This is a genomic window from Streptomyces bacillaris, assembly GCF_003268675.1.
GTDB lineage: Bacteria > Actinomycetota > Actinomycetes > Streptomycetales > Streptomycetaceae > Streptomyces > Streptomyces bacillaris.
Genome location: NZ_CP029378.1, coordinates 2900061 through 2924239, shown reverse-complemented (window position 1 = coordinate 2924239; position 24179 = coordinate 2900061). Strand labels below are relative to the sequence as shown.

The following is a 24179-nucleotide window of genomic DNA, read 5'->3' as shown; positions in this document are numbered from 1 at the left end:
GGGCCGTTGTCAGTGGCGTGGTGCACGGTGGGAACCACATCAGGTCGACCGAACTGTCGACGATCTGGAGGGGGATCCATGACCGTGCCCGAAACCACCGCCACGACCACCACCGCAGCCGGTGAGACGCCCGGTGAGACACCCGCAAAGGCGTCCGGCGCCGAGGTCCTGCGGCCGCACGCCGAGGACGCGTTCGCCGATGAGCTGAAGGCGCTCGCCGCCGCCGACGACCGCCCCCGGCCCGCCCGTTGGCGTCTCTCGCCCTGGGCCGTCGCCACCTATCTCCAGGGCGGGACCCTGCCCGACGGCACGGTGATCACACCGAAGTACGTCGGCCCGCGCCGGATCGTCGAGGTGGCCGTCACCACCCTCGCCACCGACCGCGCGCTGCTCCTGCTCGGCGTCCCCGGCACCGCCAAGACCTGGGTGTCCGAGCACCTCGCCGCCGCCGTCAGCGGCGACTCCACCCTGCTCGTGCAGGGCACCGCGGGCACCCCCGAGGAGGCCGTCCGCTACGGCTGGAACTACGCCCAGCTGCTCGCCCACGGCCCCAGCCGCGACGCGCTGGTGCCCAGCCCGCTGATGCGGGCCATGTCCGAGGGGATGACCGCCCGGGTCGAGGAGCTGACCCGCATCCCCGCCGATGTGCAGGACTCGCTCATCACGATCCTGTCCGAGAAGACCCTGCCCGTCCCCGAGCTGGGGCAGGAGGTCCAGGCCGTCCGCGGGTTCAACCTCATCGCCACGGCCAACGACCGCGACCGGGGCGTCAACGAACTGTCCAGCGCGCTCCGCCGCCGGTTCAACACCGTCGTCCTGCCGCTGCCCGCCACGCCCGATGCCGAGGTCGACATCGTCTCCCGGCGCGTCGACCAGATCGGCCGCTCGCTGGACCTGCCCGCCGCGCCGGAGGGGCTCTCCGAGATCCGGCGCGTGGTGACGGTCTTCCGCGAGCTGCGCGACGGGGTCACCACCGACGGGCGCACCAAGCTCAAGTCCCCCTCGGGCACGCTCTCCACGGCCGAGGCGATCTCCGTCGTCACCAACGGCCTCGCCCTCGCCGCCCACTTCGGCGACGGCGTCCTGCGCCCCGGCGACGTCGCGGCGGGCATCCTCGGCGCGGTCGTCCGGGACCCGGCCGCGGACCGCGTGGTCTGGCAGGAGTACCTGGAGACCGTGGTGCGCGAGCGGGACGGCTGGAAGGACTTCTACCGCGCCTGCCGCGAGGTCTCCGTATGAGCGACCGCACCGTATCCGAGGCGCCGGTGGCTGAGACGCCCGTGGCCGAGACGCCTGTCCCCGCTACCGCCATACCCGTCCTCGCCGCCCCCCTGCTGCTGGGTGTGCGGCACCACGGTCCCGGCTCGGCGCGGGCGGTCCGGGCCGCGCTCGACGCCGCCCGGCCGGCCGCCGTCCTCATCGAGGGGCCGCCCGAGGGGGACGCGCTGCTGCCGCTCGCCGCCGACCCGCAGATGCGGCCGCCCGTCGCCCTGCTCGCCCACGCCCTGGACGACCCCGGGCGGGCCGCCTTCTGGCCGCTGGCCGAGTTCTCGCCGGAGTGGGTGGCCATCCGCTGGGCCCTCGCCCACGGTGTCCCGGTCCGCTTCATCGACCTCCCGGCCACCCACTCCCTGGCCCTGAAGGAGCCCCAAGGCGAGGGGGCCGCACCCGCTCCCGAGGTCCCGGCCGACGAAGCGGTCACCCCTGCCGTCGACCCGATCCGCGTGCTCGCGGAGACCGCCGGATACGACGACCCCGAGCGCTGGTGGGAGGACGTCGTCGAGCACCGCTCACCCGCCGCCACCCCCCGTACGGCCGCCGACGCGCTCGCCCCCTTCGCCGCGCTCGCGGAGGCCATGACGGCGCTGCGCGAGGCGTACGGGGACGGCGGGCACCCCCGGGACGCCGTGCGCGAGGCGTACATGCGGATCCAACTGCGCACCGCGCGCAAGGAGTTCGGGGACGGGGTCGCCGTCGTCTGCGGCGCCTGGCACGTCCCCGCGCTCGCCACCCGCACCACCCTTGCCGCCGACCGGGCCCTCCTCAAGGGGCTCCCCAAGGTCAAGACCGAGATGACGTGGGTGCCCTGGACCCACCGCCGCCTCGCCCGGCACAGCGGTTACGGTGCCGGGATCGACTCGCCCGGCTGGTACGGGCACCTCTTCGCCGCCGCCGACCGGCCCATCGAGCGCTGGATGACCAAGGTCGCCGGACTCCTGCGCGAGGAGGACCGGTCCGTCTCCACCGCCCATGTCATCGAGGCCGTCCGGCTCGCGGAGACGCTCGCCGCGATGCGGGGCCGCCCGGTGGCCGGGCTGGGCGAGACCACCGACGCGGTACGGGCCGTGATGTGCGAGGGCTCCGACGTACCGCTCGCGCTCATCCAGGACCGCCTGGTCGTCGGGGAGACCCTCGGTGAGGTGCCCGACAGCGCCCCCGCCGTCCCGCTCCAGCGCGATCTCACCCGCACCCAACGCACCCTGCGGCTCAAGCCGGAGGCCCTGGAGCGGCAGATCGACCTCGACCTGCGCAAGGAGACCGACGCCGCCCGCAGTCGCCTGCTGTACCGGCTGCGCCTCCTCGGCATCGGCTGGGGCGAACCGGCCGAGGGCCGGAGCCGCAGCACCGGCACCTTCCGGGAGAGCTGGCGGCTGCGCTGGGAGCCCGAGCTGCACGTCCGGGTCGCGGAGGCCGGGGTGTGGGGCACCACCGTGGAGTCCGCCGCCACGGCCAAGGCCGAGTCCCAGGCCCTTGCGGCGACCGCGCTCTCCGAGGTCACCGCCCTCGCCGAGCACTGCCTCCTGGCCGGGCTGGCCGATGCGCTGCCCGTCGTGATGAAGGCCCTCGCGGACCGCGCCGCGCTCGACGCGGACGTGGGCCACCTCGCGGACGCCCTCCCGGCCCTCGCCCGCTCCCTGCGCTACGGGGACGTGCGCGCCACCGACACCGCCGCGCTCTCCGAGGTCGCCGCCGGACTGGCCGAGCGGATCTGCGTCGGCCTGCCCCCGGCCTGCACCGGCCTTGACGCGGACGGGGCCGAGGCGCTGCGCCGCCAGATCGACGGGGTGCACAGCGCGATCGGGCTGCTCGCCGCGGGCGCCGGGCCCGCCGAAGCGGATACCGCCGCGTCCACCGAGGCCGACGGCACGTCCGCCGAAGCCACGCCCGCCGGAGCCGGCCCCGCCACGCCCGCCGAAGCCACTCCAACCGGAGCCACGTCCCCCGAAGCCACCCCCGCCGACGGCCTCCGCGACCGCTGGAGCGCCGTCCTGCGCAAGCTCGCCGGCCGTGACACGGTCGCCGGGCTCATCCGGGGCCGGGTCACCCGGCTGCTGCTCGACGACGGAGGGCTCACCGAGGACGAGGCGGCCCGGCTCATGGGCCTGGCCCTCTCGCCCGGCACCCCGCCCACCGACGCGGCCGCCTGGATCGAGGGGTTCGTCGGCGGGGCCTCCGGCGGTGGCATGCTCCTGGTCCACGACGAGCGGCTGCTCGCCCTGGTCGACACCTGGCTCACCGGCGTCCCCGCCGACACCTTCACCGACGTACTGCCGCTCCTGCGCCGTACGTTCTCCGCCTTCGAGCCGGGCGTACGCCGCACCCTCGGGGAGCTGGCCCGGCGCGGCCCCGCCCCCGAGCACGCCGGGAGCGACGGCACGGACCACGGCTGCCCGGGCTTCGGACCCGGCCTGGACACGGACCGCGCCGACGCCGTGGAGCCGGTACTGCACCTGCTCCTGGCCGGGGCCGCCGCCCCGTCGGAGGCGAGCGCATGACCACGACGGACAGTCCCACCACGGACAGCCCCACGACGACCACCGCCGCCACCGCACAGGACGACACCCGCACGGGGGACACCATGGACACGGCGTCGGACACAGCGACAGCACCGACCGCACCATGCCCACCATCCGCACAGCACGCCACCACTCCCGCCCCCGACGGCGAGCGGATGCGGCGCTGGCGCATGGTGCTCGGCGCGGACAGCGCCGAGGCCACCGGCTGCACCCTCACCGGCCAGGACGTCGCGATGGACGGCGCGCTCGAAGCGCTCTACGGCGGGGGCGGGAAGAAGCCCGGCAGCCGGGGCGGCGGCGGGCGGTCGGCCGGGCTCGGCGCGTCGGCCCCCTCCGTCGCCCGCTGGCTCGGCGACATCCGGACGTACTTCCCCAGCTCCGTCGTCCAGGTCATGCAGCGCGACGCGATCGACCGCCTCGGCCTCTCCGCGCTGCTCCTGGAGCCGGAGATGCTGGAGGCCGTCGAGGCGGACGTCCATCTCGTCGGCACCCTGCTCTCCCTCAACAAGGCCATGCCCGAGACGACCAAGGAGACCGCGCGCGCCGTCGTCCGCAAGGTCGTCGAGGACCTGGAGAAGCAGCTGGAGAGCCGCACCAGGGCCACGCTCACCGGCGCCCTGGACCGCTCCGCGCGGATCAGCCGCCCGCGCCACCGGGACATCGACTGGGACCGCACCATCCGCGCCAACCTGAAGAACTACCTCACCCTCCCCGGCGCGGACGGCGAGCCGGACACCGGCACGGTCGTCCCCGAGCGCCTCATCGGCTACGGCCGCGCCTCGCAGTCGGTGAAGAAGGACGTCATCCTCTGCATCGACCAGTCCGGCTCGATGGCCGCCTCCGTCGTCTACGCCTCGGTCTTCGGCGCGGTGCTCGCCTCCATGCGCACCCTCGCCACCCGTCTCGTCGTCTTCGACACGGCCGTCGTCGACCTCACCGACCAGCTCGACGACCCGGTCGACGTCCTCTTCGGCACCCAGCTCGGCGGCGGCACCGACATCAACCGGGCGCTCGCCTACTGCCAGTCGAAGATCTCCCGGCCCGCCGACACCGTGGTCGTCCTCATCAGCGATCTCTACGAGGGCGGCATCCGCGACGAGATGCTGAAGCGGGTGGCGGCGATGAAGGCGTCCGGGGTGCAGTTCGTGACCCTGCTGGCCCTCTCCGACGAGGGCGCCCCCGCCTACGACCACGAGCACGCGGCGGCGCTCGGCGTGCTGGGCGCGCCCGCGTTCGCCTGTACGCCGGACCTCTTCCCGGACATCATGGCCGCCGCGATCGAGAAGCGGCCCCTGCCCATACCGGACAGGGAGGCCCAGCCGTAGTGACCGACAGGGAGACCCGGCCGTAGGAACAGGGCGACCCGGTTGCGGAGGTGGAGACCCTGCCGCGGAGAGGCCCGGAGACCGGAGACGATCTTGTCGGGTCCCGTCCCGAGCCACCCGTCCGGCACCGTCTGTGACCGTTATCACCGCTCAGGTGTGATCTGCGATTTAGGGTCACACCGAGCGCGGGGATAACCTGCCGGGTGGACATGCCGCGTGCTCGGACACCGTGTGCGCCTTCCTGGTGACAGAGCAGTCACGATGCCCTTCGCGGCACGCCCACGCAGAAGAACGAACCGCGATACCACTGAAAAGGGACGGACGCGCGTGGACCTGTTCGAGTACCAGGCGAGGGACCTCTTCGCCAAGCACGGTGTACCGGTGCTGGCCGGTGAAGTCATCGACACGCCTGAGGCGGCCCGCGAGGCGACCGAGAAGCTGGGCGGCAAGTCTGTCGTCAAGGCGCAGGTGAAGGTCGGCGGCCGCGGCAAGGCCGGTGGCGTCAAGCTGGCCGGCGACGCCGACGAGGCGGTCGCCCGGGCGACCGACATCCTCGGCATGGACATCAAGGGCCACACGGTCCACAAGGTGATGATCGCCGAGCTGTCCCCGGAGATCGAGGCGGAGTACTACGTCTCGTACCTCCTGGACCGCACCAACCGCACCTTCCTGGCCATGGCCTCGGTGCAGGGCGGCATGGACATCGAGGAGGTCGCGGAGAAGACCCCCGAGGCCCTCGCGAAGGTCCCGGTCGACTCCAACTCCGGTGTGGACATCGTCAAGGCCCGCGAGATCGTGGCCCAGGCGAACTTCCCGGCCGAGGTGGCCGAGAAGGTCGCCGAGGTCCTGGTGACGCTGTGGGACACCTTCGTCGCCGAGGACGCGCTCCTCGTCGAGGTCAACCCGCTGGTGAAGACCAAGGACGGCCGCATCCTGGCGCTGGACGGCAAGGTCTCGCTCGACGAGAACGCCGACTTCCGCCAGCCGGAGCACGAGGCTCTGGAGGACAAGGACGCAGCCGACCCGCTCGAGGCTGCGGCCAAGGCCAAGAACCTCAACTACGTCAAGCTCGAGGGCGAGGTCGGCATCATCGGTAACGGTGCCGGTCTGGTCATGTCGACCCTGGACGTCGTCGCGTACGCCGGTGAGAAGCACGGCAACGTGAAGCCCGCCAACTTCCTCGACATCGGTGGCGGCGCCTCCGCCGAGGTCATGGCGAACGGCCTGGAGATCATCCTCGGCGACTCGGACGTCAAGTCCGTCTTCGTCAACGTCTTCGGTGGCATCACCGCCTGCGACGAGGTCGCCAACGGCATCGTGCAGGCGCTCGCGCTCCTGGAGTCCAAGGGCGAGAAGGTCGAGAAGCCGCTGGTCGTGCGTCTCGACGGCAACAACGCGGAGCTGGGTCGCAAGATCCTCTCCGACGCCAACCACCCGCTCGTGCAGCGCGTGGACACCATGGACGGCGCGGCCGACAAGGCCGCCGAGCTCGCCGCGGCTGCGAAGTAAGGACGAGGGACTCCACACCATGGCTATCTTCCTCACCAAGGACAGCAAGGTCATCGTCCAGGGGATGACCGGCGCCACGGGCATGAAGCACACCAAGCTCATGCTCGGTGACGGCACCAACATCGTCGGTGGCGTCAACCCGCGCAAGGCCGGTACGTCCGTCGACTTCGACGGCACCGAGGTCCCGGTCTTCGGCTCCGTCAAGGAAGCGATGGAGAAGACGGGCGCCAACGTCTCCGTCCTCTTCGTCCCGCCGGCCTTCTCCAAGGCCGCCGTCGTCGAGGCGATCGACGCCGAGATCCCGCTCGCGGTCGTCATCACCGAGGGCATCGCCGTTCACGACTCCGCCGCCTTCTGGGCGTACGCGAACGAGAAGGGCAACAAGACCCGGATCATCGGCCCGAACTGCCCCGGTCTCATCACTCCGGGCCAGTCCAACGCCGGCATCATCCCGGGCGACATCACCAAGCCCGGCCGCATCGGTCTCGTGTCCAAGTCCGGCACGCTGACCTACCAGATGATGTACGAGCTGCGTGACATCGGCTTCTCCTCCGCCGTCGGCATCGGTGGCGACCCGGTCATCGGTACGACGCACATCGACGCCCTCGCGGCGTTCGAGGCCGACCCCGACACCGACCTCATCGTGATGATCGGCGAGATCGGCGGCGACGCCGAGGAGCGTGCCGCCGACTTCATCGCGAAGAACGTCACCAAGCCGGTCGTCGGTTACGTCGCGGGCTTCACCGCCCCCGAGGGCAAGACCATGGGCCACGCGGGCGCCATCGTCTCCGGCTCCTCCGGCACCGCCCAGGCGAAGAAGGAGGCCCTCGAGGCCGCCGGCGTGAAGGTCGGCAAGACGCCGACCGAGACCGCCAAGCTGGCGCGCGAGATCCTCGGCGCCTGACGCAGGCAGCCCGGGGCACACGCTCCACGGCGCGGGCCCGCACCCCCTGATCCGAAGAGGGGGTGCGGGCCCGCGCCGTTCGCGTACGCGGTCGGCCGCCGGTCTCAGCGGAGTTCCGGCACCAGCCGTTCCGGGCCGTGCGCCAGCTGCTCGTTCAGCGACTTCTGGAGCTTCAGGTCCTGCGCGGTCAGCTTCTGCGGGCCACCGCGCGGCGGTACGCCCCCGACCCGTTCGGGGGGCGCGATCGGCGGCTCGTAGTGCGTGGGCGCCGTGTGCAGGGTGAGCGCGGTCGCACCGATGAGCAGGGCGGCGAAGGCGATGGCGGCCCGGGTCCACAGCCGCGCCTTGTCCTCGCTGCCGGTGCGGACCTTCCGGGCGGGCGCCGGGGCCGGGACGTGTTCGGCGCGGACGAGTCCGCCGAGCCGGTCGTGGAGCAGCTCGGACTGTTCGGCGGGTGAGCCGGCGGCGGCCAGCTCGGGCAGCCGCTCGGCGAGGGCGGCCCGCGCCACCTCCAGCCGGCCCGCCGCCGCCGGGGTGGACGCCTCCGTCTCGGCGGCGGTCTCCGGCAGGTCCAGGCCGACCCCGTCGTAGAGGAGCAGGGTGCGCCGGTAGGCCGGGGGCAGGTCGAGGAGCGCCTCGAAGAGGGCCCGCCTGGCCGGTTCGGTGGGCGGGGCGTCCGGGTGCCGGTGAGCGCGGCGCAGCCGGTGCCAGGGGGACATCGCGTACTCGTACGCCGCCGCGCGCACCCAGCCCGCCGGGTCCCGGTCCACGGCCACCTCGGGCCAGCGGTGCCAGGCCAGTTGGAAGGCCCGCTCGACGGACTCCCGGGCCAGCCGGCGGCGGCCGGTGAGGAGATAGGTCTGCCGTACGAGACCGGGGGCGGCGTGGGCGTACAGCGCGTCGAACGCCTCTTCGGGGGAGAGCCGGGGGGCCTCGGGCACGGCCCCGGCGCCGGACTCGGCCCCTGCCTTGCCCTCTGTTCCGGGCTTGGGCTTGGGCGCCGGTTCGGAGGGTGGGGGAGGGGCCGCCGGGGCGGGTGGTGCGGATTGTGCGGGTGAGGTCGCCGGGGCGGCGGGGGTGGTAGGCGCCGGGACGGGATCCGGCGCGGGCGCTGCCAGGGAGGGGGCCGTTTCCGGTGCGGGCGCTTGGGGGGTGGTGGCCGGGGCCGATGCCCGAGTCGGTCGCGGCTTCGGCTCAGGTGGCGAAGCCGAAGCCGAAGCCGGTGTCGGGTCCGGTGCGAGGAGCTTGGCGTACAGCGTGCGCTTGCGGCCGCGCGGGCTCGTGCGCCCCGTCTCCCAGGAGCGCACGGTGGCGCGCGTGACGCCCACGGCCTCCGCCACCTGCTCCTCGCTCAGCGACTTCGACTCACGCAGTCTGCGGCGCTCCTTGGGGGAGGGCAGCGGCGGTGCGGCGGCCTCGTCGGTGGTGCTCCGGGTCATGGACGACCCCCGGCAGCGCTGCACTGGGAGAAAAAGTACATAAACGTATATTGAGCGACACGATGGCTGTTCGCGCGTTACGCGACATAAGCGCGTGTCGTTGGGAGCATGGGCGCCGTGACCCAAATGACCGAACGCAGCCCGATGTTGCCGCCCGAACGGACCCGGACCCTCATTCTGGCCTCCGCCCTGCTGCGGGGTGCGGTCGCCGCCGGGCTGGGGCTCGCTTCGCTGGCCGTGCTGGTGACGGTCCTCTGGATCAGCTCCCCGTACCCGGACAGCGGGCCCGGTGGCGCGCTGCGTACGGCGGCCGGGATCTGGCTGCTCGCGCACGGCGCCGAACTCCTCAGGCCCGACACCCTCAGCGGCGTACCGGCCCCGGTCGGGGTGGTCCCGCTGCTCCTCGTGGCGGGCCCCGTCTGGCTGGCGCACCGGGCGGCGCGCGACGCCGCGGAGCCGGACGAGGGCGGGCGCAGGCCCTCGCAGGCCGGGGTGTTCTGCGCGGTGACCGCCGGATATCTGCTGGTCGTGGCGGGGGCCGCGGCCTATGCGCGGGGCGGGCCGCTGCGGGTGGTGCCGGAGACGCTGGCGTTCCCGGTGGCGCTGGTCGTGGCCGGTGCGGCGGCGGCCGGGGTGTGGACGGCGGCGGGGCGCCCGTTCGGACCGCTGCCGTCCTGGGCGCCCCTGGTGCTCCAGGAGGCCATGGCGCGGACCCTCTTCCGCGACCGGGCCGCGACCGCGTGCCGGGCGGCGGCGACGGGGGCGGCGGTACTGCTCGGCGGCGGCGCGCTCGTGGTGGCGGTGGCCCTGGGGCGGAACGCGGCGGCGGCCCAGGAATCCTTCCTGGTGCTCTCGGGCGACTGGTCGGGGCGGACGGCGGTGCTGCTGCTCGCCGTGGCGCTGGTGCCGAACGCCGCGCTGTGGGGCGCCGCGTACGGACTCGGCCCCGGTTTCGCGCTCGGTACGGGGGCCACAGCCACCCCGCTCGGTCTGTCCGGGACCCCGGCCGTGCCGGACTTCCCGCTGCTGGCGGCGGTCCCGGCTCCGGGTCCGGCCACCCCGCTGAACTGGGCGGCCTGCGCGGTGCCGCTCGTGGCCGCGCTCGCGGTCGCCTGGTGCGTCCTGCGCCGGGCGGCTCCCGCCGATGGCCCGCGCGCCCGGGCCTGGAGCCCGCGCGAGACGGCGCTCACCACCGGCCTCGCCGCGCTGGGGTGCGGAGCCCTCATGGCGCTGCTCACGTCGGCTGCGGGCGGCCCGCTGGGGACGGGGGCGCTCGGCGCGTTCGGGCCCGTGGGGTGGCTGGCGGGGCCCGCTGCACTGGCGTGGACGGCGATCGTCGGCGTACCGGCGGCTCTGCTCGTACGCGTGTGGCGGCTGCGCGAACCGGGCTGGGCCTGGCGCAGGGACGTACCGGAAGACGACGGGAAGAAGGACGGGAAGAAGACCGAAGACGCCGGGAGGAAGGAAGAGGCCGGGAAGAAGAAGGGGAGGCGGGGGAAGAAGGCCGACCCCGTCGAGCCGAAGCGCACTGCCGCCTCGGCGACCCCGGCGTCCGCTCCGGCGGCCACCCCGCCCGCCCCGGCCACGTCCGGGCCTGCCGCCGCGCCGGAGGAGGACGCCATGGACGATGAGGACGACGCGGGCTTCGAACCGTACGACTTCCTGCCGACCGACCCCTGGCACGAGCACGGGAAGGACTGGCACGGGAAGGACCTGCACGGGAACGACTGGCACGGGAAAGACGGGAGGGAGGCCCGATGGGCCTCCCTCAAGCAGGGCTCCGGCGGCCTGATGGCCGACTTCCCCGCGCACATCCCGGCCGCCCTGCGCTCCGACGAACCGTCAGCGGCCCCCGCCGACACCGACGGCCGGAGCACTCGGGGCGCCCAAGGCGGTCCAGGCGCCCCGGGTGCTACTCCTTGACGCCGAAGAGCGGTTCCAGCGGCTTCGGCAGCTGCTCGTTGCAGGACAGCGCGCCGGTCTTGGTCAGGGCGTCGTTCACGCAGGTGTAGTAGTCGCGGTAGACGAGCTGCACGGTGAACGTCGTGATCACGATGATCAGCGCCAGCAGCGCGGTCACCAGGCCGCTGATCGCCGCCGTGGTCTGCGGGCGGCGATCGCCGGTCCGGTCCGGGGCGGCCGCCGCCGGGGCGACCCCGTCGCCAGGGGCCGGGGTCGGGGCCGCGGTGCCGCCGACCACCGTACGGTCCGGCGCGGACGGCTTCTTGGGCGCGGCCCGCAGCGAGCTGATGGACCAGTACACGGAGAGCGCGCCCAGCAGCAGCGCGATCTCCGGGAAGTCGAAGAGGGCGAAGAAGATGGCCCAGATACCGCCGAGCAGCGCGTAGCGGGCGCGCCGCTGCACGGGGTCGGTGGGGTCCCAGCGCATCCCGCCGGGGGCGCCGTCGGGGCCGCCCTTGCCGCCCGGGCCGTTGGCACCGGAGCGCCCGCCGAAGCCGCCGCCGCCCCGGCCGGGCTGTCTGCTGCTCCACTGGCTTCCCCAGGACGGCCGGCCGTTGCCGGAGCCCTCGTCCTCGCCGTCACCCTTGCCGTTCCCGTCCGACCCGGAGGGGTGGCGCGGCTGCCACGGCTGGTCCGGGCGGCCGGGCGGCGGCGGGGCGAACGGATTGTCGTCGGTCGGCTTGGCAGGGGTCTCCGGCGACGAGGAACCGGAGGTGCCGGAGGAACCAGAGGTGCCGGGGGAGTCCGGCGAGGAGGACTGGCGCTCCCGCGTCAGCAGAGCAGCGGCCCGCGCGGGCAACGGAAGGCGGAAGGCGGTGCGACGGCGTCGGTCCGGCATGTGGTGAACGTCTTCCCCATCTCGTCATGTCCGCCCCGGAGGGCGGTTCGTCCGCCCGGCGGACGGCTCGCTGTCCCCAGACGCTACCTTCCGGCCCGGCCCCGTCCCGTGGGGGCCGCCCGGTGTGCCGGTATCGTTGCTGACGGTCGGCCCGTTCGTAGGGTTCCCCGTATCGGGCGAAGCGATTCTTTCGTACGACCCTACAAAGAGCATCCCGCACCTGCGTCACCGCGCCTCCACCACGCGAGAAAGGGCCCCGACGTGGCCTCCCCGCCCCCCTCCGCCGCCCCCGCCCGGCTGGTCGTGCTGGTCTCCGGATCCGGTACGAACCTTCAGGCCCTGCTCGACGCCATCGGCGACGACCCGGCGGCGTACGGGGCGCGGATCGTCGCCGTCGGCGCCGACCGGGACGGGACCGGCGGGGCGGAGCGGGCCGAGCGGGCCGGAATCCCCACCTTCGTGTGCCGGCTCAAGGACCACGCGACGCGCGCCGAGTGGGACGCGGCGCTCACCGCGGCCGTGGCCGAACACCGCCCCGACCTCGTCGTCTCCGCGGGTTTCATGAAGATCGTGGGCCCGGCGTTCCTCGCCGCCTTCGGCGGCCGGACCGTCAACACCCACCCCGCCCTGCTGCCCAGCTTCCCCGGCGCCCACGGAGTGCGTGACGCGCTCGCGTACGGCGTCAAGGTCACGGGCTGCACCGTCCACTTCGTCGACGACGGTGTCGACACCGGTCCGATCATCGCGCAGGGCGTGGTCGAGGTGACCGAGGAGGACACCCCGGAGGGCGAAGCCGCCCTCCACGAACGCATCAAGGAAGTCGAGCGCTCGCTGCTCGTCGAGGCCGTGGGGCGGATCGCCCGTGACGGCCATCGCATTGAGGGACGAAAGGTTCATCTCGGTCATGTCGGTGAATAAGCCCATCCGCCGCGCCCTGGTCAGTGTCTACGACAAGACGGGGCTCGAAGACCTCGCCCGCGGTCTGCACGAGGCGGGCGTCGAACTCGTCTCCACCGGCTCCACCGCCGGGAGGATCGCCGCCGCCGGGGTCCCCGTCACCAAGGTCGAGGAGCTGACCGGCTTCCCCGAGTGCCTGGACGGCCGGGTCAAGACGCTGCACCCCCGCGTCCACGCCGGCATCCTCGCCGACCTGCGCCTGGACGCCCACCGCGAGCAGCTGGCCGAGCTGGGCGTCGAGCCGTTCGACCTGGTGGTCGTGAACCTCTACCCGTTCAAGGAGACCGTCGCCTCGGGCGCCTCCGACGACGAGTGCGTCGAGCAGATCGACATCGGCGGCCCCTCCATGGTCCGCGCCGCCGCCAAGAACCACCCGTCGGTGGCCGTCGTCACCAGCCCCGACCGGTACGCGGACGTCCTCGCGGCGGTGCAGGCGGGCGGCTTCGACCTCACCGCCCGCAAGCGCCTGGCCGCCGAGGCGTTCCAGCACACCGCCGCGTACGACGTGGCCGTCGCCTCCTGGTTCGTGGACGGCTACGCGCCCGCCGACGACTCGGGCCTCCCGGAGTTCCTGGGCGACGCCCTCACCCGGAAGAACGTCCTGCGCTACGGCGAGAACCCGCACCAGCCCGCCGCCCTCTACACCTCGGGCACCGGCGGACTGGCCGAGGCCGAGCAGCTGCACGGCAAGGAGATGTCGTACAACAACTACACGGACACCGACGCCGCGCGCCGGGCCGCGTACGACCACGCCGAGCCGTGCGTCGCGATCATCAAGCACGCCAACCCGTGCGGCATCGCCATCGGTGACGACGTGGCCGAGGCGCACCGCAAGGCCCACGCCTGCGACCCGCTCTCGGCGTTCGGCGGGGTCATCGCCGTCAACCGCCCGGTGACGGTCGAGCTGGCCGAGCAGGTCGCGGAGATCTTCACCGAGGTCATCGTCGCCCCGGCCTACGAGGACGGCGCCGTCGAGGTGCTGGCCCGCAAGAAGAACATCCGCGTCCTCCGTGCCCCCGAGGCCCCGGCCGCCGTGACCGAGGTCAAGCCCATCGACGGCGGCGCCCTCCTCCAGGTCACCGACCGCCTCCAGGCCGAGGGCGACGACCCGGCCAACTGGACGCTCGCCACCGGCGACGCGCTCTCCGAGGCCGAGCTGAAGGAGCTGGCCTTCGCCTGGAAGGCGTGCCGCGCGGTCAAGTCCAACGCGATCCTGCTCGCCAAGGACGGCGCCTCGGTCGGCGTCGGCATGGGCCAGGTCAACCGCGTCGACTCCGCGAAGCTCGCCGTGGAGCGGGCGGGCGAGGAGCGGGCGGCCGGCGCGTACGCCGCCTCCGACGCGTTCTTCCCGTTCCCCGACGGCCTGGAGATCCTCACCGCCGCCGGTATCAAGGCGGTCGCCCAGCCCGGCGGCTCGGTCCGCGACGAGCAGGTCGTCGAGGCCGCGAAGAAGGCGGGCGTCACGATGTACTTCACCGGGACGCGCCACTTCTTCCACTGACCGGCGGCTGTACGGCGGAGGCCGCACCCGGCACGACCCGGGTGCGGCCTCCGCCATGTCTGCCCGTGCCCGCCGTGCCCGCCGCGTCTGCCGGTGTCCGCCGTGTCCGTCGTACGGAATCACCTCGCCGCTCTGTTCTAATGAACGGCCGTGTCCGGTCGAGCGGCCGTGGCCGAAGAAGAGCAGGAATCCCCAGCGGGAGCAGTCACCGTGCTTGAGCTGAACAAGAGTGGAACGGACCGGACGGAGCCGGGACGGCTGCCCGCCCAGGGAAGCGGTCCGGACACCCGCCCCGCCGACGGCTCCCCGGACCGGGCCGCGGCCCCCGCCGCCGAACGCGTGCCCCTGTGGCCGTATCTGATCGCGGGCGCGATCCTGTGCGGGCTCTACTTCCTCTACTCCTACCTCCAGTACGCCCGCTTCGGCTCGCCCTCCTGGGACCTCGGGATCTTCGAGCAGGAGGTCCGGGCGTACGCGAACTTCCAGGCGCCGATCGTCGACATCAAGGGCCCCGGCTATCTGATCCTGGGCGACCACTTCTCCCCGATCGTCGCGCTGCTGGCCCCGCTCTACTGGCTCTGGCCCTCGGCCGAGTCCCTGCTCTTCGCCCAGGCCGCGTTCTTCGCGCTGGGCGCGGTCATCGTCGGCCGCACCACGCAGCAGCTGCTCGGCGGCCGTTCCGGGCTCTGCGCCACGGTCGCGTACGGACTCTCCTGGGGCATCCAGGAGGCGGTGAAGTCCGACTTCCACGAGATCGCCTTCGCCGTCCCGCTCCTCGCCCTCGTCTGCCGCGCCCTGCTCCTGAAGCGGTACACGGCCGCCCTGCTCTGGTCGCTGCCGCTGGTCCTGGTCAAGGAGGACCTGGGTGCGACCGTCGCCGTCGTCGGCTTCCTGCTCTTCGTGTACGGGCGCCGCCTCCAGGGCGCGCTGCTCGCCGCGTTCGGGGTGGCCGCCTTCGTGGTCACCCTTGTCGTCCTCATCCCGGCGGCCAGCAGCGCGGGGACGTACGACTACTGGCAGAAGATCGACAAGAACGGCGACCAGGACGTCTCGATGCTGGACTCGGTCCTCGGCGCCCTGAACTCCGCCGTCAAGATCGAGATGCTGGTCTTCCTCATCGGCATCACCGCGTTCATGGCGCTGCGCTCGCCCCTGACGCTGCTCATCATCCCCACGCTCGGCTGGCGGCTGCTCTCCCAGGACAGCAACCACTGGGGCATGGTCTGGCACTACAGCGCGATCCTGATGCCCGTCCTCTTCCTGGCGATGGCCGACGGCGTCCGCCGCAGCCGCGCCTCCGGCCGCCCCTGGCTCTCCTCGTACGCGAAGGTCGCCCTCCCCGTCGCCGCCGCCGTCGCCGTGGCGATGACCCAGCACCTGCCGCTGCGCGACCTGCTGCGCCCGGACACCTACAGCGCCGTCGGCGACGCCCGCAGCGAGGCGGCCCGGGCGGCGATGAAGGCCATCCCGGTCGGGGCGCGGGTCGAGACGGACATCACGCTCATGGCCCACCTCACCTCGGACCGGACCGTCTACTGGATCGGCGGCGCCCCGGGCACCGCGCCCGACATCGTCGCCATCAACCTGGACTTCGGCTGGTCCCGCCCGATCCAGGACCCGGTGGCGTACGCCCAGCAGCTCCACCCGGAGGCGCGCTACCGGCTCAAGCACCGGGGCGGCAGCTTCGTGGTGATGGAGCGGACGACACCGGAGCCGGCGGAGATCCCGGGCGTGCGCAAGGACTGAGCGCAGGGACTGAGCGCAAGGACTGAGCGGACGTACGCAGCGGACGTACGGTCCCGGTCCGGTCCCGGTCCCGTACGCGTGAGGGCCGCACCCGTTCCGTACGGGTGCGGCCCTCACATCGTGCCGGAGGCGCTTCAGTTGGCCTTGACGACCACCGAGGAGCAGACCTTGTCCGCGAACGTCTGCTTCTTCTCGTCCCACAGCGGCCACAGCCAGCCGATGTAGCAGGCGATGCTGTCGAGGAAGTGGGCCAGGCGGCGCACGAAGGCCATGCCGAAGCCCAGCGGGCGGCCGTCGGCCTCGCGCAGCAGGCGGATGCCCACGGCCTTCTTGCCGATCGTCTGGCCGGTGGTGCCCTCCTGGTACAGCTGCCAGATGACCAGACCGATCATCAGCAGGACGCCGAGCAGCGCGATGACGCCGCCCGCCGCGTCACCCATGGCGCCGCCGATGCCGACGAGGATGCCGTACGGGAGGCCGATGACGAGCCCGTCGATGATCAGGCCGCCCGCCCGCAGACCCCAGTGCGCCAGCTGCGGCATGCCGCTGCCGTACCCCGGCTGCTGGGGGTAGCCCCCGCCGTAGGGCTGGCCGGGCTGCTGCGGGTAGCTCGGCTGGCCCTGCGGGTAGCCGTAACCCTGCTGCGGAACGCCCTGGGGAGCCTGCTGGGGGTAGCCGTAGCCCGGCTGTCCCTGCGGCGGGCCCTGGGGAGGCTGGCCGGGCTGCTGCCCGTACGGGTTGTTCGGGTCGCCGAAGCTCATAAGGGGTGTTCCTTCAACAGACGTGTGGGGACGGGTGGCCACACGGAGGAAGGACGACGTTCAGCGGCCCGCCCCCCGTACAACCGCGGGCTTCATCGTTATAAGCGCGCCCCGCATTTGTCCAGTCCGGAGCCCCGGACGTTGTGCAAGTGCAATCTCGGCCACAGCCGGGACACGGGTGGCGCACCGGTACGGCACAGGCGGGGCACAGGCAATTGGTATGCGGGCGGGGTCATCCGCGAGGATGGGTCCATGACTGCCCAGATTCTCGATGGCAAGGCCACCGCTGCCGCGATCAAATCCGATCTGACCGTCCGTGTGGCGGCCCTCAAGGCGCAGGGGATCACTCCCGGCCTCGGAACCCTGCTCGTCGGGGACGACCCGGGCAGCCGCTGGTACGTGAACGGCAAGCACCGCGACTGCGCCGAGGTCGGCATCGGCTCGATCCAGCGCGAACTCCCCGACACCGCCACCCAGGAGGAGATCGAGGACGTCGTACGGGAGCTGAACGCCAACCCGGAGTGCACGGGGTACATCGTCCAGCTGCCGCTGCCCAAGGGCATCGACACCAACCGCGTCCTGGAGCTGATGGACCCGGCCAAGGACGCCGACGGGCTGCACCCGATGAGCCTCGGCCGCCTGGTCCTCAACGAGACCGGCCCGCTGCCCTGCACCCCGCAGGGCGTCGTCCAACTGCTGCGCGCGCACGGCGTGGAGATCAACGGGGCGCATGTGGTGGTCGTCGGACGCGGTGTCACCATCGGCCGGTCGATCCCGCTGCTGCTGACCCGTAAGACCGAGAACGCCACGGTGACCCAGTGCCACACCGGCACCCGGGACCTCTCCGCCCACCTGCGCCGGGCCGACATCATCGTCGCCGCCGCGGGCGTCCAGCACCTGATCAAGCCCGAGGACGTCAAGCCGGGCGCGGCCGTGCTCGACGTCGGCGTCAGCCGGGACGAGAACGGCAAGATCGTCGGCGATGTGCACCCCGGCGTCCGCGAGGTGGCCGCCTGGGTCGCGCCGAACCCCGGCGGGGTCGGTCCGATGACCCGCGCCCAGCTCCTGGTCAACGTGGTCGAGGCGGCCGAGCGGACCGCGGCCGAGGCCGCCGACGCGGCCGCCGCGGGCTGACGGCCGGATCCGGAGGGAACCCCATGGGTGCTGGTACGAGCCCGGCCGACCCCGCCCCGGCGGGCGACCGGCCGGTCGGCGGGGCGAAGAGCGGTGACGCGGAGGGCGGCTCCGGGGGGCGTGGCTCCGGGCTGGGCGCCTCCCGGGAGGAGACCTCCCCGGAGGCGGGATCTCCGGGGGCCGGCGACGCGGGTACGGGAAGCGCGGTCGCGGAGGCCGGGAGCACGGCGGCCCGGAACGGGCGGCCCGGTGACGGGGATCCGGAAGACGGGCGGTCCGGAGACGGTGCGCCTGGAGCCGCCGAGTCCGGGAGCGCCGAGTCCGGAGGCGCCCGGTCCGGAGGCGGAGAACCCCGGAGTGCCGAGTCCGGAAAGGGGGAGCGCGCAGACGCCGACCCCGCCGGGCCGACGGCCGCGCCCCGTAAGTCCCGGCGGTTCCCGCTCTTCACGCGGGACACCGCGCGTCCCGAGGGCGGCGGCCGGGCCGCATCCGGGGACGCGCCCGCCCCGGCCCGGCAGTGGCCGCTGCTCTCCGTGATCTCCGCGGTGGGCGTCGGTCTGCTGATCGTGGCGCTGGACCCGTTCGCCGAGGCGTTCCGTATCGGCATCATCCTGATCGGCGCGGCCCTGATCGCCGGGGCGGTGCTGCGCTGGGCGGTCCCGTCGGTCGGCATGCTCGCGGTGCGGTCCCGCTTCACCGACCTGGTGACGTACGGGCTGATGGGCACCCTGATCGTGCTGCTCGCGCTGGTCGCGCAGCCGAAACCGTGGCTGGACGTGCCGATCCTGGAGGACGCGGTCCGCTTCACGATCCGCTGACGCGGTACGGCACGGCATCGCAGGGCATGGGGGGCACGGCATGGTCCGGCCGCCGGAAGCCGTGGGGCCGGGCGGGCACCCGTCAGGAGGTGCCCGCCCGGGCCGCCCGTCCCCACCCCCGACGAGGGACGGACAGCACGGTCCGGGGCTCCGGGGCGACAGCCCCCGGCTCACGGCGAATGGAGCGGCCTTGCCCCGTCCTGGCTCAAGCGTCAGGGACATGGAGGGTCGCTACAAGGTTCCCCTGGGGCCTGTGGCACGGAAGTGACCATTCCGGCACGGTGTGATCGTCGCGCAACGATGGCAGACTGACACGGCGCAACGGACGAACAGCTGACCGGTCCGGGGGACGCACAGGCCGGCGGGACCGGCCGGCAGCGGGGGCACAGGAACGCACGTCCGGCATGCACCGGGGGATGACAAGGGGGAGGCGCCATGCCTCGTTGGAAGGCACTGCCCGATGAACTCGACCCGCAGATACGGGAGTTCGCGAGCCGGCTGCGCAGGATCGTCGAGCACAGCGGCTTGGACGTCAACGCGGTCGCCGACCGTACGGGCTTCAGCGCGACCGCCTGGGAGCGGTATCTCAGCGGCCAACTGCTCCCTCCGCGCCGTGCCGTAGTGGCCCTCGCCGATGTGACGGGCACCCCGCAGCACCACCTCACGGCCCTGTGGGAGCCTGCCGAGCGGGCCTGGAGCCGGGCCGGGACGGGCCAGGACATGACGACGGAGACCCTCCGCATCCGCCAGGTGGGCGGGGCACCCGGTTCGGCGGAGGCGGCGGGCGCCGCGGGCCGCACCGCGACCGCGACCGGCACGAGCGATCACGGTGGCCCGGGCGGCCACGACTCCGGCCCGTACGCCAACGGCCCGTACGCGAAAGCCCCGTACGCCAACGGCCCGTACGCGAAAGCCCCGTACGGCAATGACCCGTACGCCAACGCCCCGTACAGCTCCGACCCGTACGGCGACGATCCTCACCACCCCGATGGAGACGGCCGCGCCCCGCACATCCCCGCCCAGCGCGGCTCCGGCACCCCGGGCCCCCAGCAGCAGCCGAGGCAGGGCGCCAGGCGGAACGGCCCGCCCGGTGGCGGCAGCAACGCGGTCATGCTCGGCGTCGGCGCGGTCGGAGCGCTGATCGTGATCACCGGCGCGGTGATGCTCGCGCCCGGTGGCGAGCCGGCCAAGGCCACCCCGACGACGGCCGCGACGACCCCGGCGGCCACCCCGACGGACGGGGGCCCGACCGGCGGCGTCTCCGAGGAGCCCGCCGCCGCACTGCCGGACGGCGTCGAGTGCCGGGGCGACGAGTGCGCCGGGCAGAACCCGGACGCGATGGGGTGCGGCGGCGAGTACGCCCGTACGGTCACCACCACCGTGATCGGCACCGCCCGGGTCGAGGTCCGGTACAGCGAGGTCTGCTCCGCCGCCTGGGCCCGGCTGACCGAGGCGGGGCCCGGCGACACCGTGACCATCACCGGCAGCGCGGCGGCGGCCGCGCAGAACGGCCGGGTCTCGGTCACGGAGGCGTACACACCGATGGTCGCGGTGGAGAAGGCGGCCGACGCGAAGGCCTGCGCGACGCTCACCTCCGGCACCAAGGGCTGCACGACCTGAGAGAGCGGGGCCCCGCACGCCCGGCACCCCGGCCCGCGCCCACCCCGCAACCGCACTCCGCACGCGCTGCGTGACCGGTTGTGTGCGGTGCCACAGGGGGCCGGGCGGCCCACCCCGCCCGGGTCCGATAGCCTGACCGCCGGATATCTCTTCACGTCAAGATTTGATCCGGGCGCGAAGGGATCTCCCGCACCAGGGTCCGGCACCAGGGGCCGGGACCCCCACCGCCAGCTGTCTAACGGAGACCGCCATGACCCGCACTCCCGTCAATGTCACCGTGACCGGCGCTGCCGGCCAGATCGGCTACGCGCTGCTCTTCCGCATCGCCTCCGGCCACCTGCTCGGCCCGGACGTGCCGGTCAACCTGCGCCTCCTGGAGATCCCCCAGGGCGTCAAGGCCGCCGAGGGCACCGCGATGGAGCTCGACGACTGCGCCTTCCCGCTGCTGCGCGGCATCGAGATCACCGACGACCCGAACGTGGCCTTCGCCGGTGCGAACGTGGCCCTGCTCGTCGGCGCCCGCCCGCGCACCAAGGGCATGGAGCGCGGTGACCTGCTCGCCGCCAACGGTGGCATCTTCAAGCCGCAGGGCAAGGCCATCAACGACAACGCCGCGGACGACATCAAGGTCCTCGTCGTCGGCAACCCGGCCAACACCAACGCGCTCATCGCGCAGGCCGCCGCCCCGGACGTACCGGCCGAGCGCTTCACCGCGATGACCCGCCTGGACCACAACCGCGCGATCTCGCAGCTGGCCGCCAAGACCGGTGCCGCCGTCTCCGACATCAAGAAGCTGACGATCTGGGGCAACCACTCGGCCACCCAGTACCCGGACATCTTCCACGCGGAGATCGCCGGCAAGAACGCCGCCGAGGTCGTCAACGACGAGGCGTGGCTGGCCGACACCTTCATCCCGACCGTCGCCAAGCGCGGCGCCGCGATCATCGAGGCCCGGGGCGCGTCCTCCGCCGCCTCGGCCGCCAACGCCGCCATCGACCACGTGCACACCTGGGTCAACGGCACCGCCGCCGGCGACTGGACCTCGATGGGCATCCCGTCGGACGGCTCCTACGGCGTCCCCGAGGGCATCATCTCCTCCTTCCCGGTCACCACGAAGGACGGCACGTACGAGATCGTCCAGGGCCTGGACATCAACGAGTTCTCCCGCGCGCGCATCGACGCGTCGGTCAAGGAGCTGACCGAGGAGCGCGACGCGGTCCGCGAGCTCGGCCTGATCTGACCCGTACGCACTGCACCGCGTACGCACAGCGCTGTCCACGCTGAGCACCGTCCACGCTGGGCACTGTGCACCCGCACCGCACCGAGGCCCCGGCAGCACACCCGCTGCCGGGGCCTCGGCGTCGTACTTCCGCCCTTGTCGCAGCCGGTCAGTGCTCGCCGCCCCCCGGCGTGTAGTGCCCCGGGACCTGGCGGGTGGTCACCCCGAAGCGGTTCCAGGCGTTGATCACCGTGATCGCGGCGATCAGCCGGGCCAGCTCGGCCGGTTCGAAGTGTCCGGCGGCCCGGGCGTACACCTCGTCCGGGACGAACCCGTCGGTCAGGACGGTGATCGCCTCCGTCAGTTCGAGCGCCGCGATCTCCTTCTCCGTGTAGAAGTGGCGCGACTCGTCCCAGGCGCTGAGCTGGACGATCCGCTCGACGCTCTCGCCCGCCGCGAGGGCGTCCCTGGAGTGCATGTCCAGGCAGAGCGCGCACCGGTTGAGCTGGGAGGCCCGGACCTTCACCAGCTCCAGGAGCAGTGGGTCGAGCCCCTTCCGGGCGGCCGCGTCCAGCCGGACCATCGCCTGGAAGACGTCGGGGACCAGCTCGGCCCAGGGCAGCCGGGCGGGGTGTTCGGGGGCGTACGGGGAGGGCGTGGGGCCGTGGGTGTGGTGGACGGGATTCGTCGTCATGGCTTCGACGCTACGGGCCCGGTGGCGCACCGGTATGGTCCATCTCCATGACGGATTCGTGGGCCACTTTCGGCGCCGACCTGCATCTGGAACTGGTCGGTCCGGGGCTGCGCAGCGGGCTGACCCGGGCCCTGCGGGAGGCCGTGCGCGGCGGGCGGCTGGCCCCCGGGACCCGGCTGCCGTCCTCCCGGGCGCTCGCCGCCGACCTCGGCATCGCCCGTAACACCGTCGCCGACGCCTACGCCGAACTCGTCGCCGAGGGCTGGCTCACCGCCCGCCAGGGCTCGGGCACCCGGGTCGCGCAGCGGGCCGTGCCGCGCCGGGCGGCCCCGGTGGCGGCCCCCGTCCGCCCGGCCCGCCCCCGCACCGGCCACCACCTCAAGCCCGGCTCCCCGGACGTCTCGGCCTTCCCTCGCACCGCCTGGCTCCGGGCCGCCCGCAAGGCGCTCACCGCCGCACCCGACGAGGCCTTCGACTACGGCGACCCGCGCGGGCGCCCCGAACTGCGCACGGTGCTGGCCGAGTACCTGGCCCGGGCCCGGGGAGTCCACGCCGACCCGGACGCCATAGTGATCTGCTCCGGCTTCTCCCACGGGCTGCGGCTGCTCGGTACGGTCCTGCGTCGGCGCCGGGTGCGGGAGATCGCCGTCGAGTCGCACGGGCTGGGCCACCACCGCGCCCTCCTCACCGGCACCGGCCTGGCCACCCCCTGCCTGGAGGTGGACCACCTCGGCGCCCGGACCGGGGAACTGGCCGCGATGCGCGGGGCGGGGGCGGTGCTGCTGACCCCGGCGCACCAGTTCCCCTTCGGCGTACCGCTCCACCCGGACCGGCGGGCCGCCGCCGTCGACTGGGCCCGCGCCACCGGGGGCCTGATCCTGGAGGACGACTACGACGGGGAGTTCCGCTACGACCGGCAACCCGTGGGGGCACTTCAAGGACTGGACCCCGAGCGGGTGGTGTACCTCGGCACCGCCAGCAAGTCCCTCGCCCCCGGGCTGCGGCTGGGGTGGATGGTGCTGCCCGGGGGCCTGGTGGAGGAGACCGTGGCGGCGAGGAGCGCGGCCGACCGGACCTCCGGGGCCGTGGAGCAGCTGACGCTGGCGGAGTTCATCGCCTCGGGGGCGTACGACCGGCATGTGCGCTCCATGCGGGCGCGCTACCGGCGCCGCCGCGACCAGCTCGTCGCCGCGCTGGCCGAACGCGCGCCCGGCACCGAGGTCAGCGGCATCGCGGCCGGGCTGCACGCGGTCGTCGAACTCCCCGCCGGCACCGAGCGTTCGGTGATCGAGGCGGCGGCCGCCCGGGGCCTGGCACTGGAGGGCCTCGCGGAGTACCGCCACCCCGACGCCCCGGCCGGCCGCGACGCCCTGGTCATCGGCTACGGCGCACCGTCGGAGAGCGCCTGGGCGGGGGCGCTGGACGCGCTCTGCCGGGCGCTGTCGTAGCCCGTGCCTCCCGGCCGTACCCCGGTCGTGCCTCCGGACATACCTCCTGCCGCACTCCGGCCGTACCCCGCCGTACGCCCGGACGTACGCGGCTTTCGAACCGGCGCACCCTACAACTAGTCTGACAAGACGTCCGGCGTGAACGGGGTGCCGGGCCGTACCACGTACCACGGGGGAGAACTGAACATGGCACCACGAAGGCTGAGGTCGAGCACGGTCGTGCTCGGCGGCATGGGGCTGCTCGCCCTGACGATCACCTCCTGCGGCTCGGAGCCGGACCGGCGGTGCGCCGACCGGATCACCCGCGAGACCCTGCCCAGTTACGAGTGCCGGGGCTCCAGCGGCGGCGGCTCCGGCGGGTCCGGGGGCACCGGCGGTTCCGGCCGGGGCTCGTACTACTACGGCGGCTCCACCAGCAGCTACGACGGCAAGGTCCAGGGCGGCAGCTTCGACAAGTCGGCGGTCGACCGGGGCGGCTTCGGCTGCACCAAGTCCGGCGGCGGGTGA

The 24179-nt window shown here is 73.5% G+C and carries 19 protein-coding genes; 15 read left to right on the top strand and 4 right to left on the bottom strand.

Annotated features, from left to right (window positions below):
- Positions 1 to 78 precede the first annotated feature (78 nt).
- From DJ476_RS12085 to sucD, 5 genes are all read left to right on the top strand, one after another.
- Positions 79 to 1239: an ATP-binding protein gene (locus tag DJ476_RS12085; protein ID WP_318294611.1), complete on the top strand. Its 1161-nt coding sequence runs from the start codon at positions 79 to 81 to the stop codon at positions 1237 to 1239.
- Positions 1236 to 3776 (top strand): DUF5682 family protein, encoded by a 2541-nt coding sequence (locus DJ476_RS12080; RefSeq protein ID WP_318294609.1) that lies wholly within the window; start codon positions 1236 to 1238, stop codon positions 3774 to 3776. The genes DJ476_RS12085 and DJ476_RS12080 overlap by 4 nt, the downstream gene beginning before the upstream one ends.
- Positions 3773 to 5122 carry a VWA domain-containing protein gene (locus tag DJ476_RS12075; RefSeq protein ID WP_112490495.1) on the top strand — a complete coding sequence of 450 codons (1350 nt, stop codon included), beginning with the start codon at positions 3773 to 3775 and terminating at the stop codon, positions 5120 to 5122. The genes DJ476_RS12080 and DJ476_RS12075 overlap by 4 nt, the downstream gene beginning before the upstream one ends.
- 327 nt (positions 5123 to 5449) lie before the next feature.
- A complete protein-coding gene (gene sucC / locus DJ476_RS12070; protein ID WP_103416672.1) occupies positions 5450 to 6631 on the top strand; it encodes an ADP-forming succinate--CoA ligase subunit beta in 1182 nt (393 codons plus the stop codon).
- 19 nt (positions 6632 to 6650) lie between these two features.
- Positions 6651 to 7535 carry a succinate--CoA ligase subunit alpha gene (sucD, locus tag DJ476_RS12065; protein ID WP_019766612.1) on the top strand — a complete coding sequence of 295 codons (885 nt, stop codon included), beginning with the start codon at positions 6651 to 6653 and terminating at the stop codon, positions 7533 to 7535.
- A gap of 104 nt (positions 7536 to 7639) precedes the next feature.
- Here the strand turns inward: sucD and DJ476_RS12060 are convergent, their stop codons facing one another.
- A complete protein-coding gene (locus tag DJ476_RS12060; RefSeq protein ID WP_112490494.1) occupies positions 7640 to 8974 on the bottom strand; it encodes a helix-turn-helix domain-containing protein in 1335 nt (444 codons plus the stop codon).
- Between the two features lie 126 nt (positions 8975 to 9100).
- Between DJ476_RS12060 and DJ476_RS12055 the strand changes: the two genes are divergently transcribed.
- Entirely contained in the window at positions 9101 to 10897 is a 1797-nt protein-coding gene (locus tag DJ476_RS12055; protein WP_112490493.1) for a cell division protein PerM, read from the top strand.
- Here the strand turns inward: DJ476_RS12055 and DJ476_RS12050 are convergent.
- A complete protein-coding gene (locus DJ476_RS12050) occupies positions 10887 to 11774 on the bottom strand; it encodes a hypothetical protein (protein WP_103416669.1) in 888 nt (295 codons plus the stop codon). The two genes, DJ476_RS12055 and DJ476_RS12050, sit on opposite strands and share 11 nt — an antisense overlap.
- Before the next feature lie 261 nt (positions 11775 to 12035).
- Between DJ476_RS12050 and purN the strand changes: the two genes are divergently transcribed.
- From purN to DJ476_RS12035, 3 genes are all read left to right on the top strand, one after another.
- On the top strand, positions 12036 to 12692 hold the full coding sequence (gene purN / locus DJ476_RS12045) for a phosphoribosylglycinamide formyltransferase (protein WP_028416618.1): 657 nt from the start codon (positions 12036 to 12038) through the stop codon (positions 12690 to 12692).
- A complete protein-coding gene (gene purH, locus DJ476_RS12040) occupies positions 12679 to 14232 on the top strand; it encodes a bifunctional phosphoribosylaminoimidazolecarboxamide formyltransferase/IMP cyclohydrolase (protein ID WP_112490492.1) in 1554 nt (517 codons plus the stop codon). Before purN ends, purH begins: the two co-directional genes overlap by 14 nt.
- A gap of 210 nt (positions 14233 to 14442) precedes the next feature.
- Positions 14443 to 15978: a DUF2079 domain-containing protein gene (locus DJ476_RS12035; protein ID WP_070205332.1), complete on the top strand. Its 1536-nt coding sequence runs from the start codon at positions 14443 to 14445 to the stop codon at positions 15976 to 15978.
- A 134-nt stretch (positions 15979 to 16112) separates the two neighbouring features.
- Here the strand turns inward: DJ476_RS12035 and DJ476_RS12030 are convergent, their stop codons facing one another.
- A complete protein-coding gene (locus DJ476_RS12030; RefSeq protein WP_112490491.1) occupies positions 16113 to 16739 on the bottom strand; it encodes an RDD family protein in 627 nt (208 codons plus the stop codon).
- 252 nt (positions 16740 to 16991) lie between these two features.
- On the opposite strand from DJ476_RS12030, the gene DJ476_RS12025 reads away from it, so the two are divergent.
- The 4 genes from DJ476_RS12025 to DJ476_RS12010 all read left to right on the top strand — a co-directional run bounded on the left by DJ476_RS12025 (position 16992) and on the right by DJ476_RS12010 (position 21551).
- Entirely contained in the window at positions 16992 to 17873 is an 882-nt protein-coding gene (locus DJ476_RS12025; RefSeq protein ID WP_093754099.1) for a bifunctional methylenetetrahydrofolate dehydrogenase/methenyltetrahydrofolate cyclohydrolase, read from the top strand.
- A gap of 23 nt (positions 17874 to 17896) precedes the next feature.
- Positions 17897 to 18691, top strand: coding sequence for a DUF3017 domain-containing protein (locus tag DJ476_RS12020; RefSeq protein ID WP_112490490.1), 795 nt, complete (start codon positions 17897 to 17899; stop codon positions 18689 to 18691).
- Positions 18692 to 19126: 435 nt separating this feature from the next.
- On the top strand, positions 19127 to 20311 hold the full coding sequence (locus DJ476_RS12015; protein ID WP_112490489.1) for a helix-turn-helix domain-containing protein: 1185 nt from the start codon (positions 19127 to 19129) through the stop codon (positions 20309 to 20311).
- Positions 20312 to 20561: 250 nt separating this feature from the next.
- Positions 20562 to 21551 (top strand): malate dehydrogenase, encoded by a 990-nt coding sequence (locus DJ476_RS12010; protein WP_070205329.1) that lies wholly within the window; start codon positions 20562 to 20564, stop codon positions 21549 to 21551.
- 148 nt (positions 21552 to 21699) lie between these two features.
- Here the strand turns inward: DJ476_RS12010 and DJ476_RS12005 are convergent, their stop codons facing one another.
- A complete protein-coding gene (locus DJ476_RS12005) occupies positions 21700 to 22224 on the bottom strand; it encodes a carboxymuconolactone decarboxylase family protein (RefSeq protein WP_112492492.1) in 525 nt (174 codons plus the stop codon).
- Between the two features lie 47 nt (positions 22225 to 22271).
- Here DJ476_RS12005 and pdxR point away from each other — a divergent pair, with 47 nt between their 5' ends.
- Positions 22272 to 23672 carry a MocR-like pyridoxine biosynthesis transcription factor PdxR gene (pdxR, locus tag DJ476_RS12000; RefSeq protein WP_112490488.1) on the top strand — a complete coding sequence of 467 codons (1401 nt, stop codon included), beginning with the start codon at positions 22272 to 22274 and terminating at the stop codon, positions 23670 to 23672.
- A gap of 186 nt (positions 23673 to 23858) precedes the next feature.
- Positions 23859 to 24179: a hypothetical protein gene (locus DJ476_RS11995; protein ID WP_029395185.1), complete on the top strand. Its 321-nt coding sequence runs from the start codon at positions 23859 to 23861 to the stop codon at positions 24177 to 24179.